Annotated in this window: 23 protein-coding genes and 1 pseudogene; 10 read left to right on the top strand and 14 right to left on the bottom strand. The window is 40.5% G+C overall.

Translation table 11 applies throughout. From position 1 onward, the window contains the following. Positions 1 to 58: 58 nt before the first annotated feature. The 3 genes and pseudogenes from G399_RS21780 to glpQ form a co-directional block, all read left to right on the top strand. A pseudogene (locus G399_RS21780) lies at positions 59 to 304 on the top strand (endonuclease III); the annotation flags it as partial. Between the two features lie 33 nt (positions 305 to 337). Continuing rightward, the gene (gene gloA / locus G399_RS0115780; protein ID WP_006010844.1) at positions 338 to 721 is read left to right on the top strand and encodes a lactoylglutathione lyase; all 384 of its coding nucleotides are present in this window, start codon (positions 338 to 340) and stop codon (positions 719 to 721) included. A gap of 27 nt (positions 722 to 748) precedes the next feature. Further along, entirely contained in the window at positions 749 to 1816 is a 1068-nt protein-coding gene (gene glpQ, locus G399_RS0115785; protein WP_006010842.1) for a glycerophosphodiester phosphodiesterase, read from the top strand. On the opposite strand, the gene G399_RS0115790 is transcribed toward glpQ, so the two are convergent. Continuing rightward, entirely contained in the window at positions 1798 to 2661 is an 864-nt protein-coding gene (locus G399_RS0115790; RefSeq protein WP_026843803.1) for a flagellar protein MotY, read from the bottom strand. The genes glpQ and G399_RS0115790 overlap by 19 nt on opposite strands. 212 nt (positions 2662 to 2873) lie before the next feature. Here G399_RS0115790 and rnt point away from each other — a divergent pair, with 212 nt between their 5' ends. Next, positions 2874 to 3515, top strand: a complete 642-nt coding sequence (gene rnt, locus G399_RS0115795; RefSeq protein ID WP_006010839.1) for a ribonuclease T — start codon at positions 2874 to 2876, stop codon at positions 3513 to 3515. A gap of 71 nt (positions 3516 to 3586) precedes the next feature. Beyond that, entirely contained in the window at positions 3587 to 3781 is a 195-nt protein-coding gene (locus tag G399_RS0115800) for a (2Fe-2S)-binding protein (protein WP_006010838.1), read from the top strand. Positions 3782 to 3892: 111 nt separating this feature from the next. Here G399_RS0115800 and grxD read toward each other — a convergent pair whose 3' ends face one another. Continuing rightward, entirely contained in the window at positions 3893 to 4228 is a 336-nt protein-coding gene (gene grxD / locus G399_RS0115805; protein ID WP_006010837.1) for a Grx4 family monothiol glutaredoxin, read from the bottom strand. Positions 4229 to 4579: 351 nt separating this feature from the next. On the opposite strand from grxD, the gene G399_RS0115815 reads away from it, so the two are divergent. Continuing rightward, positions 4580 to 5161, top strand: a complete 582-nt coding sequence (locus G399_RS0115815; protein ID WP_006010835.1) for a Fe-Mn family superoxide dismutase — start codon at positions 4580 to 4582, stop codon at positions 5159 to 5161. 192 nt (positions 5162 to 5353) lie between these two features. Here the strand turns inward: G399_RS0115815 and G399_RS21360 are convergent, their stop codons facing one another. From G399_RS21360 to prmB, 4 genes are all read right to left on the bottom strand, one after another. Continuing rightward, positions 5354 to 6316 carry a TolB-like translocation protein gene (locus G399_RS21360; RefSeq protein WP_006010834.1) on the bottom strand — a complete coding sequence of 321 codons (963 nt, stop codon included), beginning with the start codon at positions 6314 to 6316 and terminating at the stop codon, positions 5354 to 5356. A 13-nt stretch (positions 6317 to 6329) separates the two neighbouring features. Further along, on the bottom strand, positions 6330 to 7511 hold the full coding sequence (locus G399_RS0115825; protein WP_006010833.1) for an MFS transporter: 1182 nt from the start codon (positions 7509 to 7511) through the stop codon (positions 6330 to 6332). Between the two features lie 124 nt (positions 7512 to 7635). Beyond that, positions 7636 to 8733, bottom strand: coding sequence for a chorismate synthase (aroC, locus tag G399_RS0115830; RefSeq protein ID WP_006010832.1), 1098 nt, complete (start codon positions 8731 to 8733; stop codon positions 7636 to 7638). A gap of 115 nt (positions 8734 to 8848) precedes the next feature. Next, complete coding sequence (prmB, locus tag G399_RS0115835) at positions 8849 to 9778, bottom strand: 50S ribosomal protein L3 N(5)-glutamine methyltransferase (protein ID WP_006010830.1); 930 nt, start codon at positions 9776 to 9778, stop codon at positions 8849 to 8851. Positions 9779 to 9877: 99 nt separating this feature from the next. Here prmB and smrB point away from each other — a divergent pair, with 99 nt between their 5' ends. Next, complete coding sequence (gene smrB / locus G399_RS0115840; RefSeq protein ID WP_006010828.1) at positions 9878 to 10450, top strand: endonuclease SmrB; 573 nt, start codon at positions 9878 to 9880, stop codon at positions 10448 to 10450. Positions 10451 to 10452: 2 nt separating this feature from the next. On the opposite strand, the gene G399_RS21785 is transcribed toward smrB, so the two are convergent. The 3 genes from G399_RS21785 to gshA all read right to left on the bottom strand — a co-directional run bounded on the left by G399_RS21785 (position 10453) and on the right by gshA (position 13081). After that, complete coding sequence (locus tag G399_RS21785) at positions 10453 to 10581, bottom strand: DUF3149 domain-containing protein (protein WP_006010826.1); 129 nt, start codon at positions 10579 to 10581, stop codon at positions 10453 to 10455. Between the two features lie 129 nt (positions 10582 to 10710). Continuing rightward, complete coding sequence (locus G399_RS0115845; RefSeq protein ID WP_425304084.1) at positions 10711 to 11310, bottom strand: transglycosylase SLT domain-containing protein; 600 nt, start codon at positions 11308 to 11310, stop codon at positions 10711 to 10713. A gap of 193 nt (positions 11311 to 11503) precedes the next feature. Then, a complete protein-coding gene (gene gshA / locus G399_RS0115850; RefSeq protein ID WP_006010822.1) occupies positions 11504 to 13081 on the bottom strand; it encodes a glutamate--cysteine ligase in 1578 nt (525 codons plus the stop codon). 408 nt (positions 13082 to 13489) lie between these two features. Between gshA and G399_RS0115855 the strand changes: the two genes are divergently transcribed. From G399_RS0115855 to G399_RS0115865, 3 genes are read left to right on the top strand one after another with little or no spacing between them, the layout of a single operon-like run. Next, a complete protein-coding gene (locus G399_RS0115855; protein ID WP_006010819.1) occupies positions 13490 to 14053 on the top strand; it encodes an Hpt domain-containing protein in 564 nt (187 codons plus the stop codon). 16 nt (positions 14054 to 14069) lie between these two features. Then, a complete protein-coding gene (locus G399_RS0115860; protein WP_006010817.1) occupies positions 14070 to 14816 on the top strand; it encodes a pseudouridine synthase in 747 nt (248 codons plus the stop codon). Next, positions 14795 to 15778 carry a ketopantoate reductase family protein gene (locus G399_RS0115865; protein WP_006010815.1) on the top strand — a complete coding sequence of 328 codons (984 nt, stop codon included), beginning with the start codon at positions 14795 to 14797 and terminating at the stop codon, positions 15776 to 15778. The genes G399_RS0115860 and G399_RS0115865 overlap by 22 nt, the downstream gene beginning before the upstream one ends. A gap of 81 nt (positions 15779 to 15859) precedes the next feature. Here G399_RS0115865 and lysS read toward each other — a convergent pair whose 3' ends face one another. The 5 genes from lysS to prfC all read right to left on the bottom strand — a co-directional run bounded on the left by lysS (position 15860) and on the right by prfC (position 22633). Continuing rightward, positions 15860 to 17401 carry a lysine--tRNA ligase gene (gene lysS, locus G399_RS0115870; protein ID WP_006010814.1) on the bottom strand — a complete coding sequence of 514 codons (1542 nt, stop codon included), beginning with the start codon at positions 17399 to 17401 and terminating at the stop codon, positions 15860 to 15862. A 26-nt stretch (positions 17402 to 17427) separates the two neighbouring features. Next, positions 17428 to 18526 (bottom strand): peptide chain release factor 2 gene (gene prfB, locus G399_RS20910; RefSeq protein WP_148277391.1). Its coding sequence is split into 2 segments (ribosomal slippage): positions 17428 to 18450 and positions 18452 to 18526, totalling 1098 coding nucleotides; the frame shifts between segments, so codons are not numbered across the junction. Between the two features lie 146 nt (positions 18527 to 18672). Next, the gene (locus tag G399_RS0115880; protein ID WP_006010812.1) at positions 18673 to 19245 is read right to left on the bottom strand and encodes an NADPH-dependent FMN reductase; all 573 of its coding nucleotides are present in this window, start codon (positions 19243 to 19245) and stop codon (positions 18673 to 18675) included. Between the two features lie 64 nt (positions 19246 to 19309). Beyond that, positions 19310 to 21043: an arginine--tRNA ligase gene (gene argS / locus G399_RS0115885; RefSeq protein WP_006010811.1), complete on the bottom strand. Its 1734-nt coding sequence runs from the start codon at positions 21041 to 21043 to the stop codon at positions 19310 to 19312. 12 nt (positions 21044 to 21055) lie between these two features. Further along, the gene (gene prfC, locus G399_RS0115890) at positions 21056 to 22633 is read right to left on the bottom strand and encodes a peptide chain release factor 3 (RefSeq protein ID WP_006010810.1); all 1578 of its coding nucleotides are present in this window, start codon (positions 22631 to 22633) and stop codon (positions 21056 to 21058) included. Positions 22634 to 22639 lie beyond the last annotated feature (6 nt).

The raw sequence follows: 22639 nt of genomic DNA on the forward strand, positions 1-22639 counted from the left end.
TCATCAAATTTGCCAATAGTATAAGTTAAGTTGAATTGAGCATCTAGTTTTATTATACTTTGGTTGGCCGACAATTGCCGTTGATACGCATATCTTTCGAGTAAGTAATCGCACTAAACTGGCCATGGGGAAAAATGTCGATAAAGTCGAAGAGAAACTCGTGAAAGTGGTGCCAGCAGAGTTTAAAATTGACGTTCACCACTGGTTAATATTACATGGTAGATATACTTGTATCGCACGTAAACCCCGATGCGGTTCCTGTATTATCGAGGATTTATGTGAATTTAAAGATAAGATCGATTAAGTAATATTAGTTTAATTTAAAAGGATAAAAATAATGAGATTCCTACATACCATGTTGCGCGTTGGTGACTTACAAAAGTCTATCGCTTTTTATACAGAAACATTAGGCATGAAGTTGCTGCGCCAAAGTGAAAACAAAGAATATGAATATACCCTCGCATTTTTAGGTTATGGCGATGAAGATAATAATACTGTCATAGAACTAACTTACAATTGGGACAAAGTCGAATATGAACATGGTGACGCTTTTGGCCATCTTGCCATTGGTGTCAATGACATTTATGCTGTTTGTGATGATATTAAAGCAAAAGGTGGTGATGTATACCGACCACCGGGTCCTGTTAAGGGCGGCAAAACAGTTATTGCCTTTGTAAGGGATCCGAGTGGATATGCTATCGAACTCATCCAAGAAAGTTAAGCCTTAATATTATTAAAAAGGAATGAAATGAGCTTACATAATGTATTTCTGAAGAGTTTTATGTCATTCCTATTTGTTGTCATTTCAATGCAAATCGACGCGGATCAAAGAACTTCAACTGGTATATCCGAAGAAAGCGCTGGCTTTACGATCATCGCACATCGAGGAGCTTCCGGCTATTTACCGGAACACACAATAGATGCCGCGACCCTCGCCTTTATGCAAGGTGCAAACTATATAGAGCAAGATATTATATTAACCTCTGATGATGTGCCTATTGTACTGCATGATATTCACATTGAAACGGTCACCAACGTTGAATCTATTTTTCCAGAGAGACATCGTTCTGATGGCCGATATTACGCGATTGACTTCACTTGGGCTGAAATTCAACAATTATTCGTTCATGAACGCGAAGACCAACTCGGTAATAAAGTCTTTCCTACTCGGTATAGTGGAAGAGGAGCCTTTAAAGTCGCGTCTTTTGAGCAGCACATCGAGCTTATTAATAAGCTGAATAACACCTTTAGTAAAAGTGTTGGCTACTACTCTGAGATAAAATCGCCTGAATGGCATTTATCCGAAGGCAAAGATATCACTAAGATCGTTGTTAACATGCTCGAAAAGCACGGATTAACTCAAGCGCACGCCAATATTTTTATCCAGTGTTTCTACCCTGAAACCCTCAAACGATTGAAAAATGAATTTAAGGTAAAGGTTGCCCTTGTGCAATTAATTGCTGATAACAGCTGGAATGAGTCGAGCGCAGATTACGATATTATGCAGACTAAACAGGGTTTAGAAGAAGTTGCAACATATGCAAATGTTATAGGACCTTGGTTACCGCAGATATACGACCCTGTATCAGAAACCGAAACTGCGCTTGTCCGTAATGCCAAAGCGTTGGGATTAATTATTCACCCTTACACATTTAGAGCGGACGATCTGGCCTTCAATATGAGTCCTGAAACACTGATAGATTTAGTAAAAAACAAACTAAAACTTGATGGCATCTTCACCGATCAAGTTGATATTGTCCTCGAAGAAGTGAATAAAATAGAATCTAAAGCTAGTGACTATAATTTAGCTAACTGAATAATCACACGCCGGTTTTTTGCTCTGGATAATTCATTGTCATTCGGTGATACGTGCCGCTTTTCACCGTGACCTGTGACTTCTATCCTTGCGGTATCAACGCCTTGTGCTGCAAAGTAATCGCGAATTTCATTGGCACGACGAATAGACAATTGCAGGTTGTTCCAAGAACCACCATAACTATCGGAATAACCATCTAATAGCACCAACTCTAACGCGATGTCTTCTTTTAAATAGTCGCCAATCATGTCTAAGCGACGTTTGGAATAATTGGTCAGGTCAACACTACTCTTTTTATAACTCAAAACAGTGTATGCAATATCTTCAAAGCTATAAGGCAATAGATTTGTCACACAATGCGAAAAAGCAAGGTATGAGGGCTCAAAATTACTTGAGTTTAATGCTACCGCAACTGAATCATATCGGTTGTTCCAATCTTGATAGTGAATAGTTGGCCAAAAACCTTTTTCTAACTCGGTCAACATCTCCCACGCTGACTCAGAAGGCAAGTCACCATCATATTGTTTACGTAAATTCATTTTCCCGATCGTTTTTTGAGCAACACCAGGCATCCACTTCGGCGCGACAGAATAGACCGTTGCAGTGTCATACCGATTAGGTAAACGCAACATATCAAGCACGAATTCTAAATTCAGTTGTTTGGATGCTTCCGTTACGAAAGAGGCTATGCCATAACCCGGAATAGGATGCTTGAGTTCGCAAATTAGGCGAGTTTGTTCACCAAGTGTCCATTCGGAATTTTCCACAGATGCGTTATATTCACGCAAGTTTGCTGATACAGCCATGGGAAGCAGACAACACATGCTGATAAGGTATTTTTTCATGCTAGATTCGATCTCCGAGAACATAGATAAGGTATCGACAATTTTGATAAAATGTTTAGAATTGCAGTGAAATCAGCGCTAGCGTCTTTGCACACACTTTTTTTTAGAGCATCTCGACCGATTAGTCTTTTAATAGTGTTTTTACATACCATTTTTTCTTCTGCATTTACGTCAATTGTAATAATACCTAATTAAGGATTTCTGACTACGTCATGACAATAACAAAACCAGCACTCAAAGATAGATTTCGCGGCTACTTTCCTGTCATCATTGATGTTGAAACAGCGGGCTTCAATGCAAATACAGATGCTCTTTTAGAGATTGCCGCAGTCACCTTAAAACTCGACGAAAACGGCGACATCGTTCCTCACACGACTTTTCATGAGCACGTGCAGCCATTCGAGGGCGCGAACATTGAACAAGCGGCTATTGACTTTAATGGTATAGACCCATTTTGTGCACTGCGCGGTGCATTGGATGAGAATACTGTGTTTAAAAACTTATGTCAGCATGTCAGAAAGTACCAAAAGGAAGCAGATTGCCAACGTTCAGTCATTGTTGCCCACAACGCAAGCTTCGATCAAGGATTTGTTAATGCGGCGATAACAAGACATGATATTAAACGCACTCCGTTTCACCCATTTGTATCATTTGATACTACATCGCTATCAGCGCTTGCTTTAGGGCAAACAGTCCTGATTAAAGCATGCCAAGCTGCTGGTATTCCATTTGACCAGTCTGAAGCACATTCGGCACTGTACGACACCGAGCGTACAGCAGAATTATTCTGTTTTATTGTTAACCGCTATAAGAATTTAGGTGGTTGGCCACTTCCAAATCTAATTGAGAATTAATTGCAAAAAGCTTGCAATTAATCTAAATGCCAACTATTATCATTCGCATATTAATAAATAGGTGGTTCTTAATGTTCGTTTGTATGTGCTATGGCATTACTGATAAGCAAATTAAAAACGCAGTGGAAACGCATGGCGTGGGTAACATACGCGAATTAAAAAATGTCATGGCGCTAGGCAGTCAATGTGGAAAATGCATTGAATTAGCGCAGCAAGTTATTGATAATACAATTATGGACGAGACTTTATTTAGTGATGCTGGTTAACTTCCCCCCCTGCCTAACACTATACAGCAGCCGCAGAAAGTAAACTTAATAAAAAAGCCTCAAAGAATGAGGCTTTTTTGTGTCACTTTAGGTGACCACAGTGTTAAGCATTTATTTTACTTCGTCTTCCGACTTCACTGCCGCTTCTTTTAATAATGGTTGAAGTTCGCCCTGCTGAAACATCTCTAAGATAATGTCACAACCGCCGATCAATTCACCTTTTATCCAAAGTTGGGGGAAGGTTGGCCAATCTGCAAACTTAGGCAATTCACTTCTAATGTCTGGATTTAGCAGTATGTCAACGTAAGCGAATTGCTCGCCACAATTCATTAGCGCTTGAACCGTCTGAGCTGAAAAACCACAGCTTGGCAACTTAGGAGAACCTTTCATGTATAACAAGACTGGGTGCTCGGCAATTTGTTCTTTAATTTTATCTATTGTTTCCATTGAATAACCTTTATCTGAAATGTAAATGCTGCGCGTATCATATCCCAAGATATGCGGTTTATCTTTAATAAAACAACCCGTAATTCTTAATCGCACGATATTAATAATATTAGAACGAAAAAACAGTAAAAAAATGATCTTCTTTTCGTGTTTTGTCGAATCAGTTATAACTTATTAATTAATTTATTAGAGTTTATTATTGGGTTTACTATAATAGTCCCAATAACATAGGTACAGGAATGGAAACACAAACAGTGCAAAACAATGCTCGCGTTTGTTATTTCAGTACAGGCTTACCAACATTGGCCTGCAAGTTTGACATTTACACACTGACTCACAACGGAGAAAAACATGGCTTTTGAATTACCCGCATTACCTTATGAGAAAAACGCTCTGGAACCGCATATTTCTGCAGAAACATTAGAGTTTCATTATGGTAAACATCACGCGACATACGTTACTAAACTGAATGGCCTAGTGGACGGTACTGAATTGGCGACTAAGTCACTTGAAGAAATCATCAAAACGTCAGACGGTGGCGTTTTTAATAATGCTGCTCAAATCTGGAACCACACCTTTTACTGGAATAGCTTAAGCCCGAATGGCGGCGGCGAAGCAAAGGGTGCATTAGCTGACGCAATTAACGCAAAATGGGGTTCATTTGCGGACTTTAAGACGGCGTTCAATGACAAAGCAGTGAACAACTTTGGCTCAAGCTGGACTTGGCTAGTAAAATTAGCTGACGGCAGCTTAGATATTGTGAACACCAGCAATGCTGATAATCCACTGACTCAAGACGACGTCACACCACTACTGACGTGTGACTTGTGGGAACACGCTTATTACATTGACTATCGCAATGTACGTCCAAATTACTTGGTCGCATATTGGGCACTTGCTAACTGGGATTTCGCGGCTAGCAACTTCGCGTAAGTTATCGCAAAAGAAACAATATATAAGATTACTCTGAAGATATAGTGTAGCAAACAAAAAACCACCAACGATTGGTGGTTTTTTTTATCTAAAATATACTATTTGCTAAGGGGGTTAAGGCGTGGAACTAAGTCAATTTATAGGTCGCCTAATTTGGTGTCAACGTCAGCCCCAGCAGCCAATGTTTGTATTTTACCGTGTTACCATCTGGTGGTTGCAAACCAATGCAATTTTGTCACCTTTTTCAGAAAAGCGTAGACGACTTATGCCAGCAGGGCACTGTGTGCTCAGGCCGTCTAATGGCGTCCACTTTTTAGCAGCGCTGGTGTGGTGCCATTGATACAATTTACTCTCCACGGCAGTCACCGCATAGCCTTCTGGTGACCATGCGTAATAGTAACTACCTACCGGCATGTCTACCAATTTAGCCGTAGTCTTCTTTTTGGTATCCACAGATCGCAGTTGCCATGTCGCTTCATCAATTTGTTTACTATAACTAAATAAGCTTGAATCGGGGATTGACCATAAACTTGGCCCTATATTGGTATCCAGCACTCGGCCCTGATCAGTTGGTTTATTAATGCTGGCTAAGCGCAGCGTTTGCGGTTTACCTAAAACAAATAGAAGCACTTTTGTTGCACCATCCCAGACATGATAACCAACTGGTTCAACAGCAGGTAATAAGTTTTTTTTAGCTTCCCCATTATCCGATTGTAAATACCAAAGCTCTTGTTTTCCTTCACTATTAACTCTTATTACTGACAGTCCTTTACCGTCAGGTGTCGGTGTTGGGCTATACTCACTGCTCAGCGAATTACTTAAGTTTGTTGAAGACTGAGTAGTGAAGTCATATACGAAAATATCTGTTTGGCTGGTATTCTCACTCGTGATCATCTGAGTGTAGGCCAACGCAGTGTCGCCATTAATGAAGTAAGGCTGATTGGTATAACTAAGTGAATCCGTTATTTTTTGAAAGTTGCTCAACTTGATTATTTTAGGTGCCGGCTTTCCTGCAATTTTGTCAGAAAGACTGTCTTCATAACTAACAGATGCAATCATAATATCGGATTCTGATTGAGCTGATGTAAAAAATGCTACCAAAAAAATAAGCACTGATGATATTGAGATCTTAAAAAATTGCGTTATTCTAACCATTTTCTTACCCTTTTTAGTGCTTTTCTAATAATGGTTTTTGCCTAGAAAAGGCGGAACTGCTAACTAAGAGTAATGCGAAAGCACCAATAAAAGCAAAACTTGCTGATATTAAAAAGCTTTTCTCAGCGCCAGCACCTTGCATCCAGGTATTTCCAGCAATAAAACTACCCAACGCACCACCTATACCAAAGGCAATACTGACGTACAATGCCTGCGCTCTGCTTTGAAAGCCATTGGCAAAATAGGTATGTAAAAAATGCACCGAGGTCGCATGCGTCATACCGAAACTAAACGCATGCAGTGTTTGACTGAAAATAATTACACTCGTAAATTCAGGGACTAACGCTAAGCAAAGCCATCTTATAGACGTCAATAACATTGAAAATATCAACATCCACTTGACTCCAAACCTCACAATAAGTCGTGATGCAATAATAAAGATACCAATTTCGGATAACACACCAACGGCGATAAACAAGCCTGTTTGTTTACCCGAATAATCGAGTTGTCCCATATAAAGTGCAAAAAAACTATAGTACGAGCCAAAACTGATTTGTAAAAAAATAGCGGATATAATAAAGGCAATAAAAACTAAACTACGGACTTTGTACCACTCGTTGACCACCACCCGCTCATGTTTTGGTACGACTTGAGGTGAGGCAATAAAGAGCGAGCTGATATATAGCGCAAATAAACAAAAACTGGCAGTATAAATAATCACTTCTGTCGTGAAGTAATCGAGTAGAAAACCAATAATTAAGCTTAGGACGATAAAACCGATACTGCCCCACAAACGCACAGCACCATAACCACCTTTGCTTTCTTTCGTTGCATTCACAGTGATGACTTCAAGCTGCGGCAGCACCGCGGTCCAAAACATCATCATGATCCCGAAACTAAAGGTTAGCGCCCAAAAACTGAATGAGAAATAAACGGCGGTAAAAGTAACAAATGCAAGCAAGCAACCAAAGCGCACAATATCCGCTCCTCGCCCTGTTTTATCTGCGACCGCGGCCCATAAGTTCGGCCCTAACACTCGCGTCAGTGTAATAATGGCGAGTAAACTGCCTATCTCCTGTGAACTGAATCCACGCCCATCAAGAAAGACCCCCGCAAAAGGGGTAATAACGCCCAATTGGCCGAAATAGAAGAAATAAGTAAGAGAAAGAAGCCCTAAGTTTGTAGGGCTCGACATCGCCGCCTTACTTTTCGTCGTGATCAGTTTAGACAGTAGCAAGACTTATTCCCTGTTCAGAAAGTGGTGCTCAGTAAACACAGCCGATAACATACACAGCCCATAGTAACGGTCATGTTGGCAGTTAACGCTGTGCGGGAATAATTGGCGTTATTGAGTTGACTAGACTGTTTTGAGCTCGATGCCTAAGCAAATGATCCATTAATACAATGGCTAACATGGCTTCCGCTATCGGCACAGCTCGAATGCCAACACAAGGGTCGTGACGACCTTTTGTAATAACCTCATCAGATTGACCATTAATATCCACCGATTCACCTGAAATACTGATGCTAGAAGTGGGTTTCAGCGCCATATGCACTATAATTTCTTGACCACTAGAAATCCCTCCTAGAATGCCGCCAGCGTGGTTAGTATGAAATCCTTCAGGCGACATTTCGTCTCGATGCTCAGTTCCTTTTTGATTGACTACTTCGAAGCCGTCACCGATCTCAACACCTTTAACTGCATTAATTCCCATCATTGCGTGCGCGATATCAGCATCAAGACGATCAAAAACAGGCTCACCTAATCCCACAGGCACATTTATAGCGCTTACGCTTACTTTGGCACCTATTGAGTTACCTTCTTTCTTTAAGTCGCGCATATAGGCATCTAGTGCTTCTAACTTGGTTTCATCCGGACAGAAAAAAGGATTAGTGTTAGTAACACTATGGTCCACTTTATCAACCGCAATTGGACCCAATTGACTAAGGTAACCACGTACTTCAATGCCGTATTGTTGTTTAAGATATTTTTTAGCTATGCCACCTGCGGCAACACGCACAGCAGTTTCACGGGCCGATGAGCGACCACCACCACGATAGTCTCTAAAACCAAATTTTTGCTGGTAAGTATAATCAGCATGACCGGGGCGAAATGAGTCTTTAATTTTAGAGTAATCTTGACTACGTTGGTCTTTATTATTAATTAATAAACCAATACTGGTCCCCGTCGACTTACCTTCAAAAACACCACTAAGAATTTTTACCTCATCATCTTCTCTGCGAGCGGTTGTATATCTGGATGTTCCTGGCTTGCGGCGATCCAAGTCGCCCTGCAAATCGGCTTCGTTTAATGCGAGTCCCGGAGGACAACCATCAACCACGCCACCGATGGCAATACCATGACTCTCTCCAAAGGTTGTCACGGTAAATAACTTACCTATTGTGTTCCCAGACATGTTGTTCTTTCCTTATTTCTGTAGCTAATACTTTTTCGATATAATTCAATTACTTCAAGAATTTTGCGGATGTCGTTCACTTGACATCACTTTTAACTGTGCATTGACGCAGTATTCAATTTTTGTCTCGCCAATAAGTAACCAGCGTTTCTTTTTGAATCGCGAAAATTCCACTGCCACCCTGAGATAACTCACACCAAGTAAGCTGCAAGCCAGCAAAACGACTAGCAATATGCACCTCACTGTTGCCTACCTCAACAAACAACCAAGCACCATCACTCATATAATCAGGGGCTTGTTGCAACATTATTTCGACTAAATCTAAGCCATCTTCTCCAGCTGCCAAAGCATGCTCTGGCTCATGATGAAATTCGGCGGGCAAGTCAGCCATATCGTGAGCGTCAACATAGGGTGGATTTGAAACGATGAGATCGTAGCGCTCTCCTTTTAAGCCCAGAAACAAGTCAGATAGCAACGGAATTACCTGCTCTTCTAATTGATACTCGTGAATATTCATGGAAGCAACATCAAGCGCATCCGCATCGATATCGGCAGCATCGACCATTGAATCAGGAAATTGATTAGCTAAAGCAATCGCAATGCATCCTCCGCCTGTGCAAAGATCAAGGATTCGTTTCGGCTCGTGATTTAAGTATGGCGTAAAGCCCTGCAGGATTAATTCGGCGATAGGAGAACGTGGAATTAAGACACGCTCGTCCACGTAAAACGGCATACCCGCAAACCAGGCCTGATGCGTAATGTAAGGTAATGGCTTTTGCAATTCAACACGCTGTTGCAACCAGTCTGCCATAAGTTGCTTTTCGGCTTCTGTAACGTGAGTATTATATAATGCTTCTTGACGCACTGTAGGCATGTCCAAGGGTAAGTTTATAGCTTGAAAAACTAAACTAGAGGCCTCATCCCATTCATTATCAGTACCATGACCGAAAAAAATACCGGCTTGATAAAATGCAGAAATAGAATAGCGGATCCAGTCTAGTATCGTGACTAGCTCTGGCGGATAAGATGGTTGTTGTATATTCACAGGATCCTTAGGTGGAATAGCGATATTACTGACTTAATATCGACGTAATACTGCTATAATACGCAGAAATTCAATCAAATTCGCTTGTTATCTGCACTTATGAAGAAAAAAACTTCAATATTATCGAACAAAGACAGTCCTCAAGATGAGATTTCATTTACGAGCCTATTCGATGGCGTAAAACCCGTCAAACATGATCGCTATGAATTAAGTCCAGAGGACAGAATAGTTCAATTGAAACAGCGGCAGTTTTCAAGCGCCGCGACCGACAAAAAAGCCAATGCGCTGTTTGAATTTTCGGATGGTTTTGAAGCCAGCTTTAGCAGCACGGGGCCACTCAAGTACGTTGCCGATGGTGAGCGCACTGATAGGGTCAGGCAGCTCCGAAGCGGTGAAATAACACCTGAACTGATCGCTGACTTACACGGCTTGAATGCAGAAGCCGCAAAAAACGAAATTGCGGCATTATTATTTGAAGCACACAGAAAACACTACTCATGCGTTTGTGTCATGCATGGTATTGGCACCGGCACATTAAAGCGCAAAGTACCTAGTTGGTTAATACAGCATCCGTATGTGACTGGTTTTCACCAAGCTACATTAGAATGGGGCGGCAATAGCGCATTACTGGTGCTCATAAAACAAAGTGAAGAGCACAATAAATACGATTGAGCTTACTTGTGTTCGTCAGGTGAACTGTTGTGAATGAACAGATAAGTAAAATAAGCACTCATAATTAGCATCACTAAAATGCCAAGAAGAGAGCCCCAGACTACCGCGTCGCCGAATATCATTGATAACATAAATTACCTCATTGGTTTGTGTTTATGCATTAATAGTAGTCAAACATTGGCATTGTAAATGTGATCGAGATCAATAATTAAACCTCGTTTTGTGTCTTTCAGGGGAATTAATTGCGCTAGATCAATTTTTTAAAATATGAGACGCATAAACCAGTTCTGATTTAGGTCATCTTCACAGGTTTTTAATTGCGTTGCATAGCGTTTTGAACGTGAACCGACTTTTTGAGCAACACCAATCAACCATTGCTTCTTGCGATAAGATTTACGTTTGTAGCCACCCCAACCTTCGTGATAGTTAAGATATTGGGCATTAGCGTCCCACTTAGACACTTTGTTGATTTGATGTGTTTTCTTAATAAACCACCCCATAAAATCAAGGGCATCGTCGAAATCTTCTCTACTAGCAAACATCCGCCCGGTCTCTCTTTTGTAATCGTCCCATGTCATTGTTTTAGCTTGGGAGTATCCATAAGCTGAACTAACTCTTCCCCAGGGGATCAAGCCAAAAAGAATGTAGTCACGGGGAGGCAATGCGTCATGGCGAAACGAACTTTCTTGGTACATCATCGCCATAGGTACATGAATAGGTACACCCCATTTTTCACGCATATCTGCTGCGGCATCAAACCAGTCACGTTTTTCATAAAATATTTCGCAAATATTTTCTTTTTGCGTTGGCGGTTTAGTTGCACAACCGCTCATTAGAATGAGAAACAATGCTAAATAAATCGGATTTGAAAATTTGACGTTAAAAAAAATGAACTTTTCGATGTTAACCTACTCTTATTTGTACATGCGAATTAACAAGTTTCCCTGTTAGCCCGAGCTTCTCAATGAATGTTCGGGTTTTTTTTGCTTCCAATGTCTAAAACATGAATTTCAGAGCCACTATCGTAGTTGATGGTATGACAACATATCTACTTTATTGAGCAAAATAATCTTGTATGAAATCAGAAAATGCTTTGCTGTCCGCTTGTTCAATTTGTACCCGAGATTGAATAGATTCCACTGCTTGTTGGCGGAACATATCCTGCGTCATATGCAAATAATTCAACCCAGAAGCATACTTTTTATATTCATCTGCTAACTCTAAACCTAATGTACTATTGTCGATTTCGTGATCAATTAAGGTCTTTAGCCATTTAGCAGATGGCGTGTTGCTCGGGTCTGTGACTTTCTCGAATTCGCGTTCGACAGCTGCTGAATACTTTGCATTCAGATTTGCCTCATCCAACGTTTTAGCGACTTCTCTTAATTCAGTGAATAATTCAGTGGACCAATCCGTTAACGAAATGGCTTTACCTTCATGCGTTAACATTAAGCCGGGCTTACGCCCCTCAATAACGACTGCATCTAAATTATGTTCGCTTTCATCATACGCAGGTTGCGTAAACTTTGGTGATTCTTTTAGTAAACAATACAACAAAAATACATCTAAGAAATAAAATTGGTTTTCATCGATACCGAGTGGAGAGAATGGATTTACATCTAATGCGCGAACTTCAATATAGCTGACACCTCTATTTTCTAGCGCATCGCTGGGCTTTTCAAGCGATTTTGCAACTTGTTTAGGTCGAATAGGTGAATACAACTCATTTTCAATTTGCAAAACATTACTATTCAGTTGTTGCCATCCATCTTTTTCATTCGACGAAAAGGCAGCGTATTGGTCGGACGGCGTATTTATGGCCGCGCGTACCGAACTGACGTAAGAGCTCAAATTGTTGTAACTAATATTTAACGCTGATTGCTCTGAGTTTGTATAGCCTAAGTCACTCATTCTCAACGATGTAGCATAAGGCAAGTATAAAGTTCCTTTACCTAATTTTTTAAATGGAAACGTATTCTCTTTACCTGCCAAAAATGACTGGCAAAGTGCTGGAGAAGCACCATATAAATAAGGAATAAGCCAAGATAAGCTTCGAAAATTACGAATTAAATCAAAATAATACAAAGAACGATTATCCATGTTATTTTCTACTTCGTGTAAATCACACCACGCTTGCCAAAACTCATCAGAAAAAGAAAAATTAAAATGCACGCCAGCGATGACTTGCATCGTACTACCGTAACGGTTGTGTAAACCTGTACGATACACTTCCTTCATTTTTGCAACATTAGAGCTACCATACTGAGCAATTGGAATGCATGTATCTTTATTCACGAAGCACGGCATACTCATTGGCCATAGCGTTTCATCGCCAATATTTTCATATACAAACTTATGAATATCAGCAAGTTGAGCCAATGTTGTTTTCGGCTCCTTTTCAGGCGGCGTAATGAATTCCATTAAGCTTTCAGAAAAATCTGTAGTGATCGTATCGTGAGTCAGTTTTGCTCCAAGTGCTTCAGGATGGTTAGTAGTCGCTAGTCCGCCAGACGGATCGACTCGAAGCGCCTCTCTCTCTACCCCATGTTTAATATTGGGCAACGAAGTTTGAAACTGTGGTTGAGAAAGTGCTGCTAAGCGATTTGAAAAGGTAAGTGAATGAATGGACAAATTATTATTCCGCTACTGGTTTAAAAAGCCCCTGTAGATTATTACTGCAGAAGCATTAACGTACTGTGCTTGTATTATAGTGTGTAATTTATAAATTCATACCAAAGAATTATCTACTTGGTTACTTCGAAACCTACAATTTCTTGCACAGTGCTAATACATCTTCCGTAACAATAATAACTTTATAGACTGTGTGCACGCTTTTTTATTAGTTTGGCTTCACTATAAGTTATACAGCATAATTCAGGTAGCTGATTGCAGGTAATCCTAGCTACCTGCAATGTAGACTAGCAATTTTCTTATATAAGCAATATATTGTAAGTAGCTTGATAAAAAAACAGCCACTGCTTTTATGTGTATTATGATCGCGCTGAATGCAAACCCACTCGCTAAAAACTGGACAAAAACATGTCGACTAATTTACCCATTCTTAATTATGACTTCGCATTAAACCAACTCGGTGGGAACGAAGCACTCTTGAGCAAAATGCTGGGTAGATTTGTCGATGAATTTGCAAACGTGCCCGCAGAGATAATTAGCCTTGTTCAAGCACATGACATTAAAAATGCAAAAATGAAAGTGCATACGGTGAAGGGGATATCCGGTAATATTGGACTTCAAGCACTATTCGATTGTGCAACTCGTTTTGATGTCGAATTAAGATCAGGCGAAGCGAGTGCCGCGATATTGGAGGAATTCAGCAAACTCATTGACAACACCTGTCTTGAAATTCAACAAATGGAGCATAAAGAGCCACCAGAACTGCAACTAACGGCCTCAACTTTGCCACCTGAGAAATGTAAGTCTGACTTAATAGTGCGGCTAAAAAGAAACGAATTTATTGACGATGACACTTTATTAAATCTCATCGCTGGTTTGCGCCTAACTGAATCTGATGCAAAGCACCTCATTCAGTTAATTGAGGAACTTCAATATCCTCAAGCAATAACAAAAATAGAAGAAAACACTTAAGCGTCCGCTAACAAAAATGCTAACATTAGTGCTCGACAATCAAGATTTCATGGTACTTAATAAACCCAGCGGTATGCCTATGCATGATAGTGAAAATGCGATCATTCGCGTTGCTGAGTCGTTATTTAATTATCAAAAACTATGGTTAATTCATCGCTTGGATACCGACACCTCAGGATGTATTCTGCTAGCGAAAACGAAACAAGCTGCATCTGAACTTTCAAAACAATTTGCCGAAAAGAATGTTCAAAAGTACTACATTGCAGTTATCGATAGTAAACCCAAAAAAAAACAAGGTACGATAAAAGGCGACATGAAAAAAGCGCGCAATGGTGATTGGAAATTAAGTACGAGCCAAGTTAATCCGGCAATCACACAATTTTTTAGTTTTTCGCTGCCAAATACAACAATAGAAACAGCGATCCACTCTGGACTGCAGACACCCCCTGAGCCAACTATTAAAAGTGCGCAAAGCCCAGCCATCAGGTTATGCATGGTCAAACCAATTAGTGGTAAAACACATCAAATTCGGGTTGCATTAAAGTCACTTGGCTCTCCAATTGTTGGTGATAAACGGTATAAAGGTACGCCATCGGACCGCTTATACTTGCACAGCTATGTTCTTCAATTTGCTTATAAAAACGAAATTTATAATGCCACTTGTTTGCCTGAGGCTGGTGTATTATTTGCTTGCAATTTAAACTCATTTTTCTCTCAAAATTCTGACCCACGGACAATGCAATGGCCGACACACAAAGCATAAAAAAAATAGGTATTGTCGGCCGCGGGGCAATAGGCGTGAACATTGCATTTTACCTACAATCTGCAAAAAACATCAATACCACGCTGTTGGTTAGAGATCATTATGAACGGTCCGATGTACTCTCTTTGTCAACCCCCGACGAAATCATCCATTCTATTAAATGTAACCAGGCTTATATTTCAGAGAGTTCTCTCAAACCGCTGGATATGATAATACTGCCCGTCAAGCAGTATCAAATAGAACGTATCTTGCAAGAAATTGCAGAAAAACTGGATCCAAAAACAACAATACTACTTTTGCACAACGGCATGGGTGGTATTGAGTTGGTGCAAATGTATTTACCCAACAATCCTTTACTGGTGGCCACCACCACTGATGGTGTTTATAAAACCTCACCGACTTGTTTTGTTCAAACCGCTGTAGGACAACTTGATATTGGTGTTATTTATAAACAAAGAGCAAACCAAGAAAGCTCTTATGAACAAAGCTCTTATGAACAAAGCTCTTATGAAGAAAACATAGTAGAAAACTACAACGATCCCAAAAGTAATTACATCAACTGTCTTCATCCACACCTTGTCTGGCGTAATGACATTGTATTTGCCTTATATCAAAAATTAGCTGTAAATGCAGTGATTAACCCGCTAACTGCATTGAAAAACTGTAAAAATGGTGAATTAGTTAACTATTCAGAAGAAGTATCAAGAATAAAGGAAGAGATATTCGATTTGTACGAATTCATGGATCTACCCTTGGACAACCATGCGCTCTCTCTGCATATTGACACCGTGATACAGCTCACAAAAGAAAATTACTCCTCAATGCATCAAGACTTTCAAAATGGGCGCGAGACAGAAGTAGAAGGTATCCTTGGATTTTTACTAGTAAAAGGTCATGAGACGGGGATGAAAATGGCGTATGTACAACAGCTATATGAACAAATAAAAGCTGCAAGCAAATAATAATAAAAAAGCCTGAGCGGTTTAACCGTAACAGGCTTTTAGTGTTTCAACAGCAAATAAAATACATCGTCTTATGTCATTTTAATCCTGCGATTGTGGCTTCATGTGCGGGAATAAAATAACATCTTTGATGGTTGGGCTGTCAGTAAACAACATCACTAATCTGTCAATCCCGATACCTTCGCCTGCTGTTGGCGGTAAACCGTATTCCAATGCAGTAATGTAATCGTCATCAAAATGCATTGCTTCATCGTCGCCTGCATCTTTTTCTTGTACTTGCTTTTTAAAGCGATTTGCTTGGTCTTCAGAATCATTCAGCTCCGAAAAGCCATTTGCCAATTCTTTACCACCAACGAAAAACTCAAAACGGTCTGTCACAAACGAATTATCGTCATTGCGGCGTGCCAATGGAGAAACTTCCCATGGATATTGAGTAATAAAAGTAGGTTGATCAAGTTGTTCTTCAGCCGTTGCTTCAAAAATCTCACAAAGGTACTTACCAGCGCCCCAGATACCGTCAACTGCTGGTTCTTTAATATGTAATTGCTTAGCCATCGCTTTAAGTTCTGGCAGATGATTTTCAGGATCATTAATCGCCGCTACATTCGCATCAGGCCAATACTTTAAAACAGCATCACCCATGCTTAAACGCTGGAAAGGTTGAGCAAAGTCATATTCTTTTGTTTCAAGCACCTCACCTTCGGCATTTGTCACTGTGTTGGTAATTATTGACGTACCCATAACAGTCTCTGCAAGATAACGTAACATTTCTTCTGTTAAGTTCATCAAGTCGTTGAAGTCAGCATATGCTTGATAAAATTCAAGCATGGTGAATTCAGGATTATGACGAGTGGATAAGCCCTCATTACGGAAATTACGGTTAATTTCGAAAACACGCTCAAAACCACCCACAACCAAACGCTTCAAATAAAGCTCAGGGGCAATACGCAGATACATATCTATATCTAATGCATTGTGGTGTGTCGTAAATGGTTTTGCTGTTGCACCACCCGGGATGACTTGCAGCATAGGTGTTTCGACTTCCATAAATTGGCGCTCAGTGAGAAAGTTACGGATACCGCTGACTATCTGGCTACGAATTTTAAATGTCTTGCGCGTATCCGGATTCGTGATCAAATCTACATAACGTTGACGATACTTAGTTTCTTGATCAGCCAAACCGTGGAATTTTTCAGGCAAAGGACGCAATGCTTTTGTTAATAACTGATATTCAGCCATATCAACATATAAGTCGCCTTTACCTGATTTATGTAAAATGCCGCTAACACCAATGATGTCCCCAATATCTAAAGATCCATATCTGGCTTTAATGTCTTTTTGCGTATCTTTGGACGCATAAGACTGAATTTGCCCGGTCATGTCCTGCAAGACCATAAACGGCCCTCGTTTCGCCATAATACGACCCGCAATGCTGAAAATATTTGCTTGTTCGGCTAACGTTTCTTTTTCTTTATCACCAAAGGCTGTCTGCAAATCTTGTGCATAATGCTTACGATCAAATTGATTTGGAAAACCGTTAGAAGGGCAGTTTTCGCGTATTTGCGCTAACTTGCCACGACGCTCGGCAATCAACTTATTTTCATCTTGCTGATGGTCACTCATGAGTAGTCCTGTTAATTGCTATGTTACTAAAGGCCAGACTTTAAGCTGGCTTCAATGAATTTATCTAAATCGCCATCCAATACGGCTTGTGTATTTCTTGTTTCAACGCCGGTTCGTAAGTCTTTAATACGAGAATCATCTAATACGTAAGAGCGTATTTGGCTACCCCAGCCGATGTCAGACTTACCATCTTCCATTACTTGTTTTGCTGCGTTTTGTTTTTGTAGCTCGTATTCGTATAGTTTGGCTTTTAATTGTTTAAATGCTTGGTCTTTATTTTTATGCTGCGAGCGGTCATTTTGACATTGCACGACAATGTTGGTTGGCAAATGCGTTATTCGTACAGCAGAATCTGTTCTGTTAACGTGTTGACCACCTGCGCCAGACGCGCGATATGTGTCTATGCGGATGTCTGCTGGATTAATTTCAATTTCAATATCATCACTCACCTCTGGGTAAGCAAATGCCGATGCAAAAGATGTGTGTCGGCGACTGCCTGAGTCAAAAGGCGACTTTCGAACAAGCCTATGCACGCCAGTTTCTGTGCGTAACCATCCAAAGGCATACTCGCCCCCAAAACGTATCGTTGCGCCTTTGATGCCGGCAACATCACCAGCAGAAACTTCGATCAGTTCAGTTTTGAAACCGTGCGCCTCACCCCATCGCAAATACATGCGCAGTAACATATTCGCCCAATCTTGCGCTTCTGTGCCGCCCGAGCCTGACTGTATATCCAAATAACCATCGTTAGCATCATTAGGACCGGAAAACATTCTTCTGAATTCAAGCTTTTCCAAAGACACAACTAATTCTTTTAATTCTGTTTGTACATCATTTAAGGTTTCTTCATCGTCAGCTTCAACGGCAAGCTCAAGAAGACCTTCAACGTCATCTGTGCCTTGAGTCAGCTTATGAATAGTGAAAACCACGTCTTCAAGTAATACTTTTTCTTTGCCTAAGGCTTGAGCTTGCTCTGGATTAGTCCAAACATCAGGATTTTCAAGCTCTCTTGAGACTTCTTCTAAACGCTCTACTTTGACATCAAGGTCAAAGATACCCCCGAAGCGATTCAGTTCTTTGACGAACATCGGCAATAGCGGCATGAATTGGATTAATTTCGAACATATATGACTATTTTGACTAAAAAATTGAGAGCATGGATATTACAGAATTTATGATGAATTTAATAGGTGGAACAAGGTGCAAATAACCAGAAAGCCGAAATTTTATGTTCAAAGCGATCTGCAACCTTGTGAATTATTAAAATTAAGCTATTTTGCTGCCTGCAGAAGTGCTTCGGCCAATGTGTGACCAATTGCATACAGGTTTGTTTTGGTTTTTTCATCAACCACGTTTTGTTCCTCATCTACTAATTTTCCAATACCGCCAACAGCTAACTGATTTGGTAAAACATGCATGCCAATATTCCCCAATAACATGCGCAGAGGCACTAAGCCTCTTATGCCACCTAAAGCGCCCGAAGAAGTAGCAATTATAGCGGCATATTTGCCCTTAAAAGCTTGCAACGGTTTTTCTCCTTCTTCCTTACGTGACGCCCAATCAATCGCATTTTTTAATAACCCGCTATAACCACTGTTATATTCAGGATTAGCAATAATAAAACCATCGTGGGACATTAGCAGTTGCTTGAACTTTTTGGCATTTTCAGGAAGACCATGAGCTGCTTCAAGATCTTCGTTAAAAATCGGCATATCGAACTCTGACATGTCAATAACGGTTACCTCAATACCATCCTGATTGGCTCCTTTAGCTGCACATTTAGCAATGCTGAAGTTATATGATTTTTTGCGACCGCTGCCGGCAAAGGCAAGTATTTTTGGCATATTAATTCCTGTAAATTAATCAATTATTATATAAGGTCAAATAAGGTCTTTTTAGCACGTAAACCTACATGGCTTCTAAGGTGTCAATGCCTAAGATATCAAGTCCTGCTTTTAATGTTTTCGCTGTTAATGCGCATAAACCTAAACGGCTGTTTCTATCTTTCTCACCGACTTCTGGTTTTAACACCGGATTAGCTTCGTAGAATCGCATGAATAAACTCGCAACTTCATACAAATAAGCACACATAATATGCGGTGTCGCTTCTTTACATACTGATTCAAGTACTTCATCAAATTGCATTAACTTAACAACCAGATCATGCTCTTGAATTGAAACGACTGACACTGCAGCAAAATATGTATCCATATCTTGCTGTGCATTTCTAAAAATGCTCTTTACACGTGTATAGGCATATTGCAAATAAGGAGCCGTGTTGCCTTCGAAGCTCAACATCGTATTCCAATCAAAAATGTAATCAGTTGTTCTATTTTTGCTCAAGTCAGCGTATTTTACAGCACCAATACCGACTGTTTCTGCAACGTGCTGTTTAGCGCTGATGCTTAGACCCGATTCGCGCTGACTAATTAACACCGCGGCTCGTTCAATAGCTTCATCAAGTAGGTCTGATAATTTTATGGTTTGACCAGAGCGAGTTCGGAACGGCTTATTATCTTTGCCTAACATCATACCAAAGGGGCAATGCTCGTAGCTGTCATTGGCAGACAAATAACCCGCTTTACGCGCGACTATTTCTGTTTGTTTGAAGTGCAGTGCTTGTCTGGCATCAGTAAATATTAAGGTTCTTTGTGCTTTCAATTGGCTTGCGCGATATCGAATTGCGGCTAAATCGGTGGTTGCATATAAGTAACCGCCGCCGGATTTCTGCACTATGTAAACAGCAGGCTCACCTTCTTTATTTATCATTTCAGGCATAAAAACAACCTTCGCGCCTTGGCATTCAACAGCAATACCTTTCTCGGTTAGGTCGCTAAGCACATTCGCTAAATCATGGTTATAACTGCTTTCTCCCATGATATGCTCGCGTTTGAGGCTAACATTAAGCTTTTTATATACGTCTTCACTGTGCTGAATTGAGATATCGATAAACTGTTGCCAAAGTGCCAAACAAGCACTATCTCCGCTTTGCAGTTGAACCACGTAATCACGAGCGCGATCGGCAAAACCATCTTCGTTATCAAATCTAACTTTAGCTTCACGATAAAAGTCTTCCAGATCAGAAAGTGCGGTTTCAGCGAAAGATGATTTTTGTAATTTATCATTCAAATGAGCGAGTAACATACCAAACTGTGTGCCCCAATCGCCCATGTGATTTTGGCGAATAACCTTGTGCCCTAAATACTCCAACACATTAACAACGGCATCACCGATGATAGTGCTTCTTAGATGCCCTACATGCATTTCTTTAGCAAGGTTTGGAGACGAATAGTCCACTACAATAGTTTTACTTTCATGCGCCTCAATGGTCAGTTTTTTATCTTGCAAAGCACGCTCACACCAAGCCGACAACCATTCATCTTTTAGGTAAATATTAATAAAACCAGGTCCTGCAACTTCCAGCTTGCTAGCTATATCATCCAATTTCACATTAGCTAAAATTTGCTCTGCAATATCGCGTGGCTTCTGTTTTAACTGCTTTGCTAATGCCATCGCACCGTTAAATTGGTACTCACCAAAGTCAGGTCTTGTGCTTCTGCTCAACGGAATACGAGCATCATCAATACCCATTGCTTGAATAGCGTGGGAAAATCTAGCGCTGAGTAAATTATGAATATTCATATTGTAGTAAACCTAGTGTTCTCTGGTAGTGGTGAATTGGATATGTGGATAGCGCTCTTGTGACAAAGACAAATTGACCATAGTTGGTGCAATATAAGCCAAATTACCGCCGCCGTCTAAAGCTAAATTCACCTCAGATTTGCGCCGAAATTCGTCTAACTTGCGGGCATCGTCGCAATATACCCAACGCGCAGTAGACACGGCAATACCCTCATAAATGGCATCTACGTTGTATTCAGCCTTAAGCCTAGAGACGACCACGTCAAATTGCAGAACACCTACCGCACCTACAATTAAGTCATTGTTTTGCAATGGTCTAAATACCTGCACTGCGCCCTCTTCAGAGAGCTGTATTAAGCCTTTTTGTAATTGTTTTTGTTTTAGAGGATCTCGCAGCCGAATACGCTTAAACAATTCGGGAGCGAAGTTAGGAATACCCGTAAATCGATATTTTTCACCCGAGGTGAATGTGTCGCCGATTTTAATCGAGCCATGGTTATGTAAACCAATAATATCGCCTGCATAAGCCTCTTGCAGTAAGCTTCTATCGCCAGCTAAGAAGGTCACGGCGTCCGCTATGCGCACATCTTTGCCTATACGACTATGGTACATTTTCATGCCTTTCTCATATCTACCCGACACAACGCGACAAAAAGCAATCCTATCACGATGTTTAGGATCCATATTTGCTTGAATTTTAAAGATAAAACCACTGAAATTTTGGTCGCTGCTGTCGACACGTCCGGTATCATGTTCTCGGCTCTGTGGCTTGGGAGCCCATTCAATTAATCCATCCAGCATGTGGTCAACGCCAAAGTTGCCTAACGCTGTACCAAAGTAAACCGGTGTTAATTCACCAGCCAAGAACGCCTCAAGATCGAATTCGTTGGATGCGCCCTGCACTAATTCCAGCATATCTCGTAATTCTTTAGCATAAACACCTATAGCAGTATCCAGCTCCGGATTATGTAATCCTTTGATAATTTTTGTTTCTTGAATTGTATGACCTTGACCTGTTTTATACAAAATAGTTTCGTCACGCAATAAGTGATAAACACCTTTAAATTCTTTACCCATACCGATTGGCCAGGTAATAGGTGCACACTTAATCTTTAAGATATCTTCAACTTCATCTAATAAGTCGATAGGATCTCTGGTATCTCTGTCTAACTTATTTATGAAGGTAATAATTGGCGTATCACGCAAACGAGTGACTTCCATAAGCTTTATTGTGCGGGCCTCAACTCCCTTTGCAGCATCTATGACCATTAAGCAACTATCAACTGCCGTTAATGTTCTGTAGGTGTCTTCTGAGAAGTCTTCATGACCTGGAGTATCAAGTAAGTTAATTAAGTGATCTTGATATGGAAACTGCATAACCGAGGTGGTCACCGAGATGCCCCGCTCTTTCTCCATTTCCATCCAGTCAGATTTGGCATGCTGTCCAGATTTTTTACCTTTGATCGTGCCCGCAACCTGTATGGCATTTCCGAACAACAATACTTTTTCTGTAATAGTGGTTTTACCCGCATCAGGGTGAGAAATAATCGCGAAAGTACGACGTTTCTCTATCTCACTTTGGTAACTCATAATATC

It is taken from the genome of Brumicola pallidula DSM 14239 = ACAM 615, from assembly GCF_000428905.1.
In the GTDB taxonomy this organism is placed as follows: domain Bacteria; phylum Pseudomonadota; class Gammaproteobacteria; order Enterobacterales; family Alteromonadaceae; genus Glaciecola; species Glaciecola pallidula.

What these genes read in the sequence shown, in the direction of transcription:
- gloA (WP_006010844.1), top strand. Translation starts at nt 338, where the DNA reads ATGAGATTCCTACATACCATGTTGCGCGTTGGTGACTTACAAAAGTCT.
- glpQ (WP_006010842.1), top strand. Translation starts at nt 749, where the DNA reads ATGAGCTTACATAATGTATTTCTGAAGAGTTTTATGTCATTCCTATTT.
- G399_RS0115790 (WP_026843803.1), bottom strand. Translation starts at nt 2,661, where the DNA reads ATGAAAAAATACCTTATCAGCATGTGTTGTCTGCTTCCCATGGCTGTA.
- rnt (WP_006010839.1), top strand. Translation starts at nt 2,874, where the DNA reads ATGACAATAACAAAACCAGCACTCAAAGATAGATTTCGCGGCTACTTT.
- G399_RS0115800 (WP_006010838.1), top strand. Translation starts at nt 3,587, where the DNA reads ATGTTCGTTTGTATGTGCTATGGCATTACTGATAAGCAAATTAAAAAC.
- grxD (WP_006010837.1), bottom strand. Translation starts at nt 4,228, where the DNA reads ATGGAAACAATAGATAAAATTAAAGAACAAATTGCCGAGCACCCAGTC.
- G399_RS0115815 (WP_006010835.1), top strand. Translation starts at nt 4,580, where the DNA reads ATGGCTTTTGAATTACCCGCATTACCTTATGAGAAAAACGCTCTGGAA.
- G399_RS21360 (WP_006010834.1), bottom strand. Translation starts at nt 6,316, where the DNA reads ATGGTTAGAATAACGCAATTTTTTAAGATCTCAATATCATCAGTGCTT.
- G399_RS0115825 (WP_006010833.1), bottom strand. Translation starts at nt 7,511, where the DNA reads ATGTCGAGCCCTACAAACTTAGGGCTTCTTTCTCTTACTTATTTCTTC.
- aroC (WP_006010832.1), bottom strand. Translation starts at nt 8,733, where the DNA reads ATGTCTGGGAACACAATAGGTAAGTTATTTACCGTGACAACCTTTGGA.
- smrB (WP_006010828.1), top strand. Translation starts at nt 9,878, where the DNA reads ATGAAGAAAAAAACTTCAATATTATCGAACAAAGACAGTCCTCAAGAT.
- G399_RS21785 (WP_006010826.1), bottom strand. Translation starts at nt 10,581, where the DNA reads ATGTTATCAATGATATTCGGCGACGCGGTAGTCTGGGGCTCTCTTCTT.
- G399_RS0115855 (WP_006010819.1), top strand. Translation starts at nt 13,490, where the DNA reads ATGTCGACTAATTTACCCATTCTTAATTATGACTTCGCATTAAACCAA.
- G399_RS0115860 (WP_006010817.1), top strand. Translation starts at nt 14,070, where the DNA reads ATGCTAACATTAGTGCTCGACAATCAAGATTTCATGGTACTTAATAAA.
- G399_RS0115865 (WP_006010815.1), top strand. Translation starts at nt 14,795, where the DNA reads ATGGCCGACACACAAAGCATAAAAAAAATAGGTATTGTCGGCCGCGGG.
- lysS (WP_006010814.1), bottom strand. Translation starts at nt 17,401, where the DNA reads ATGAGTGACCATCAGCAAGATGAAAATAAGTTGATTGCCGAGCGTCGT.
- G399_RS0115880 (WP_006010812.1), bottom strand. Translation starts at nt 19,245, where the DNA reads ATGCCAAAAATACTTGCCTTTGCCGGCAGCGGTCGCAAAAAATCATAT.
- argS (WP_006010811.1), bottom strand. Translation starts at nt 21,043, where the DNA reads ATGAATATTCATAATTTACTCAGCGCTAGATTTTCCCACGCTATTCAA.
- prfC (WP_006010810.1), bottom strand. Translation starts at nt 22,633, where the DNA reads ATGAGTTACCAAAGTGAGATAGAGAAACGTCGTACTTTCGCGATTATT.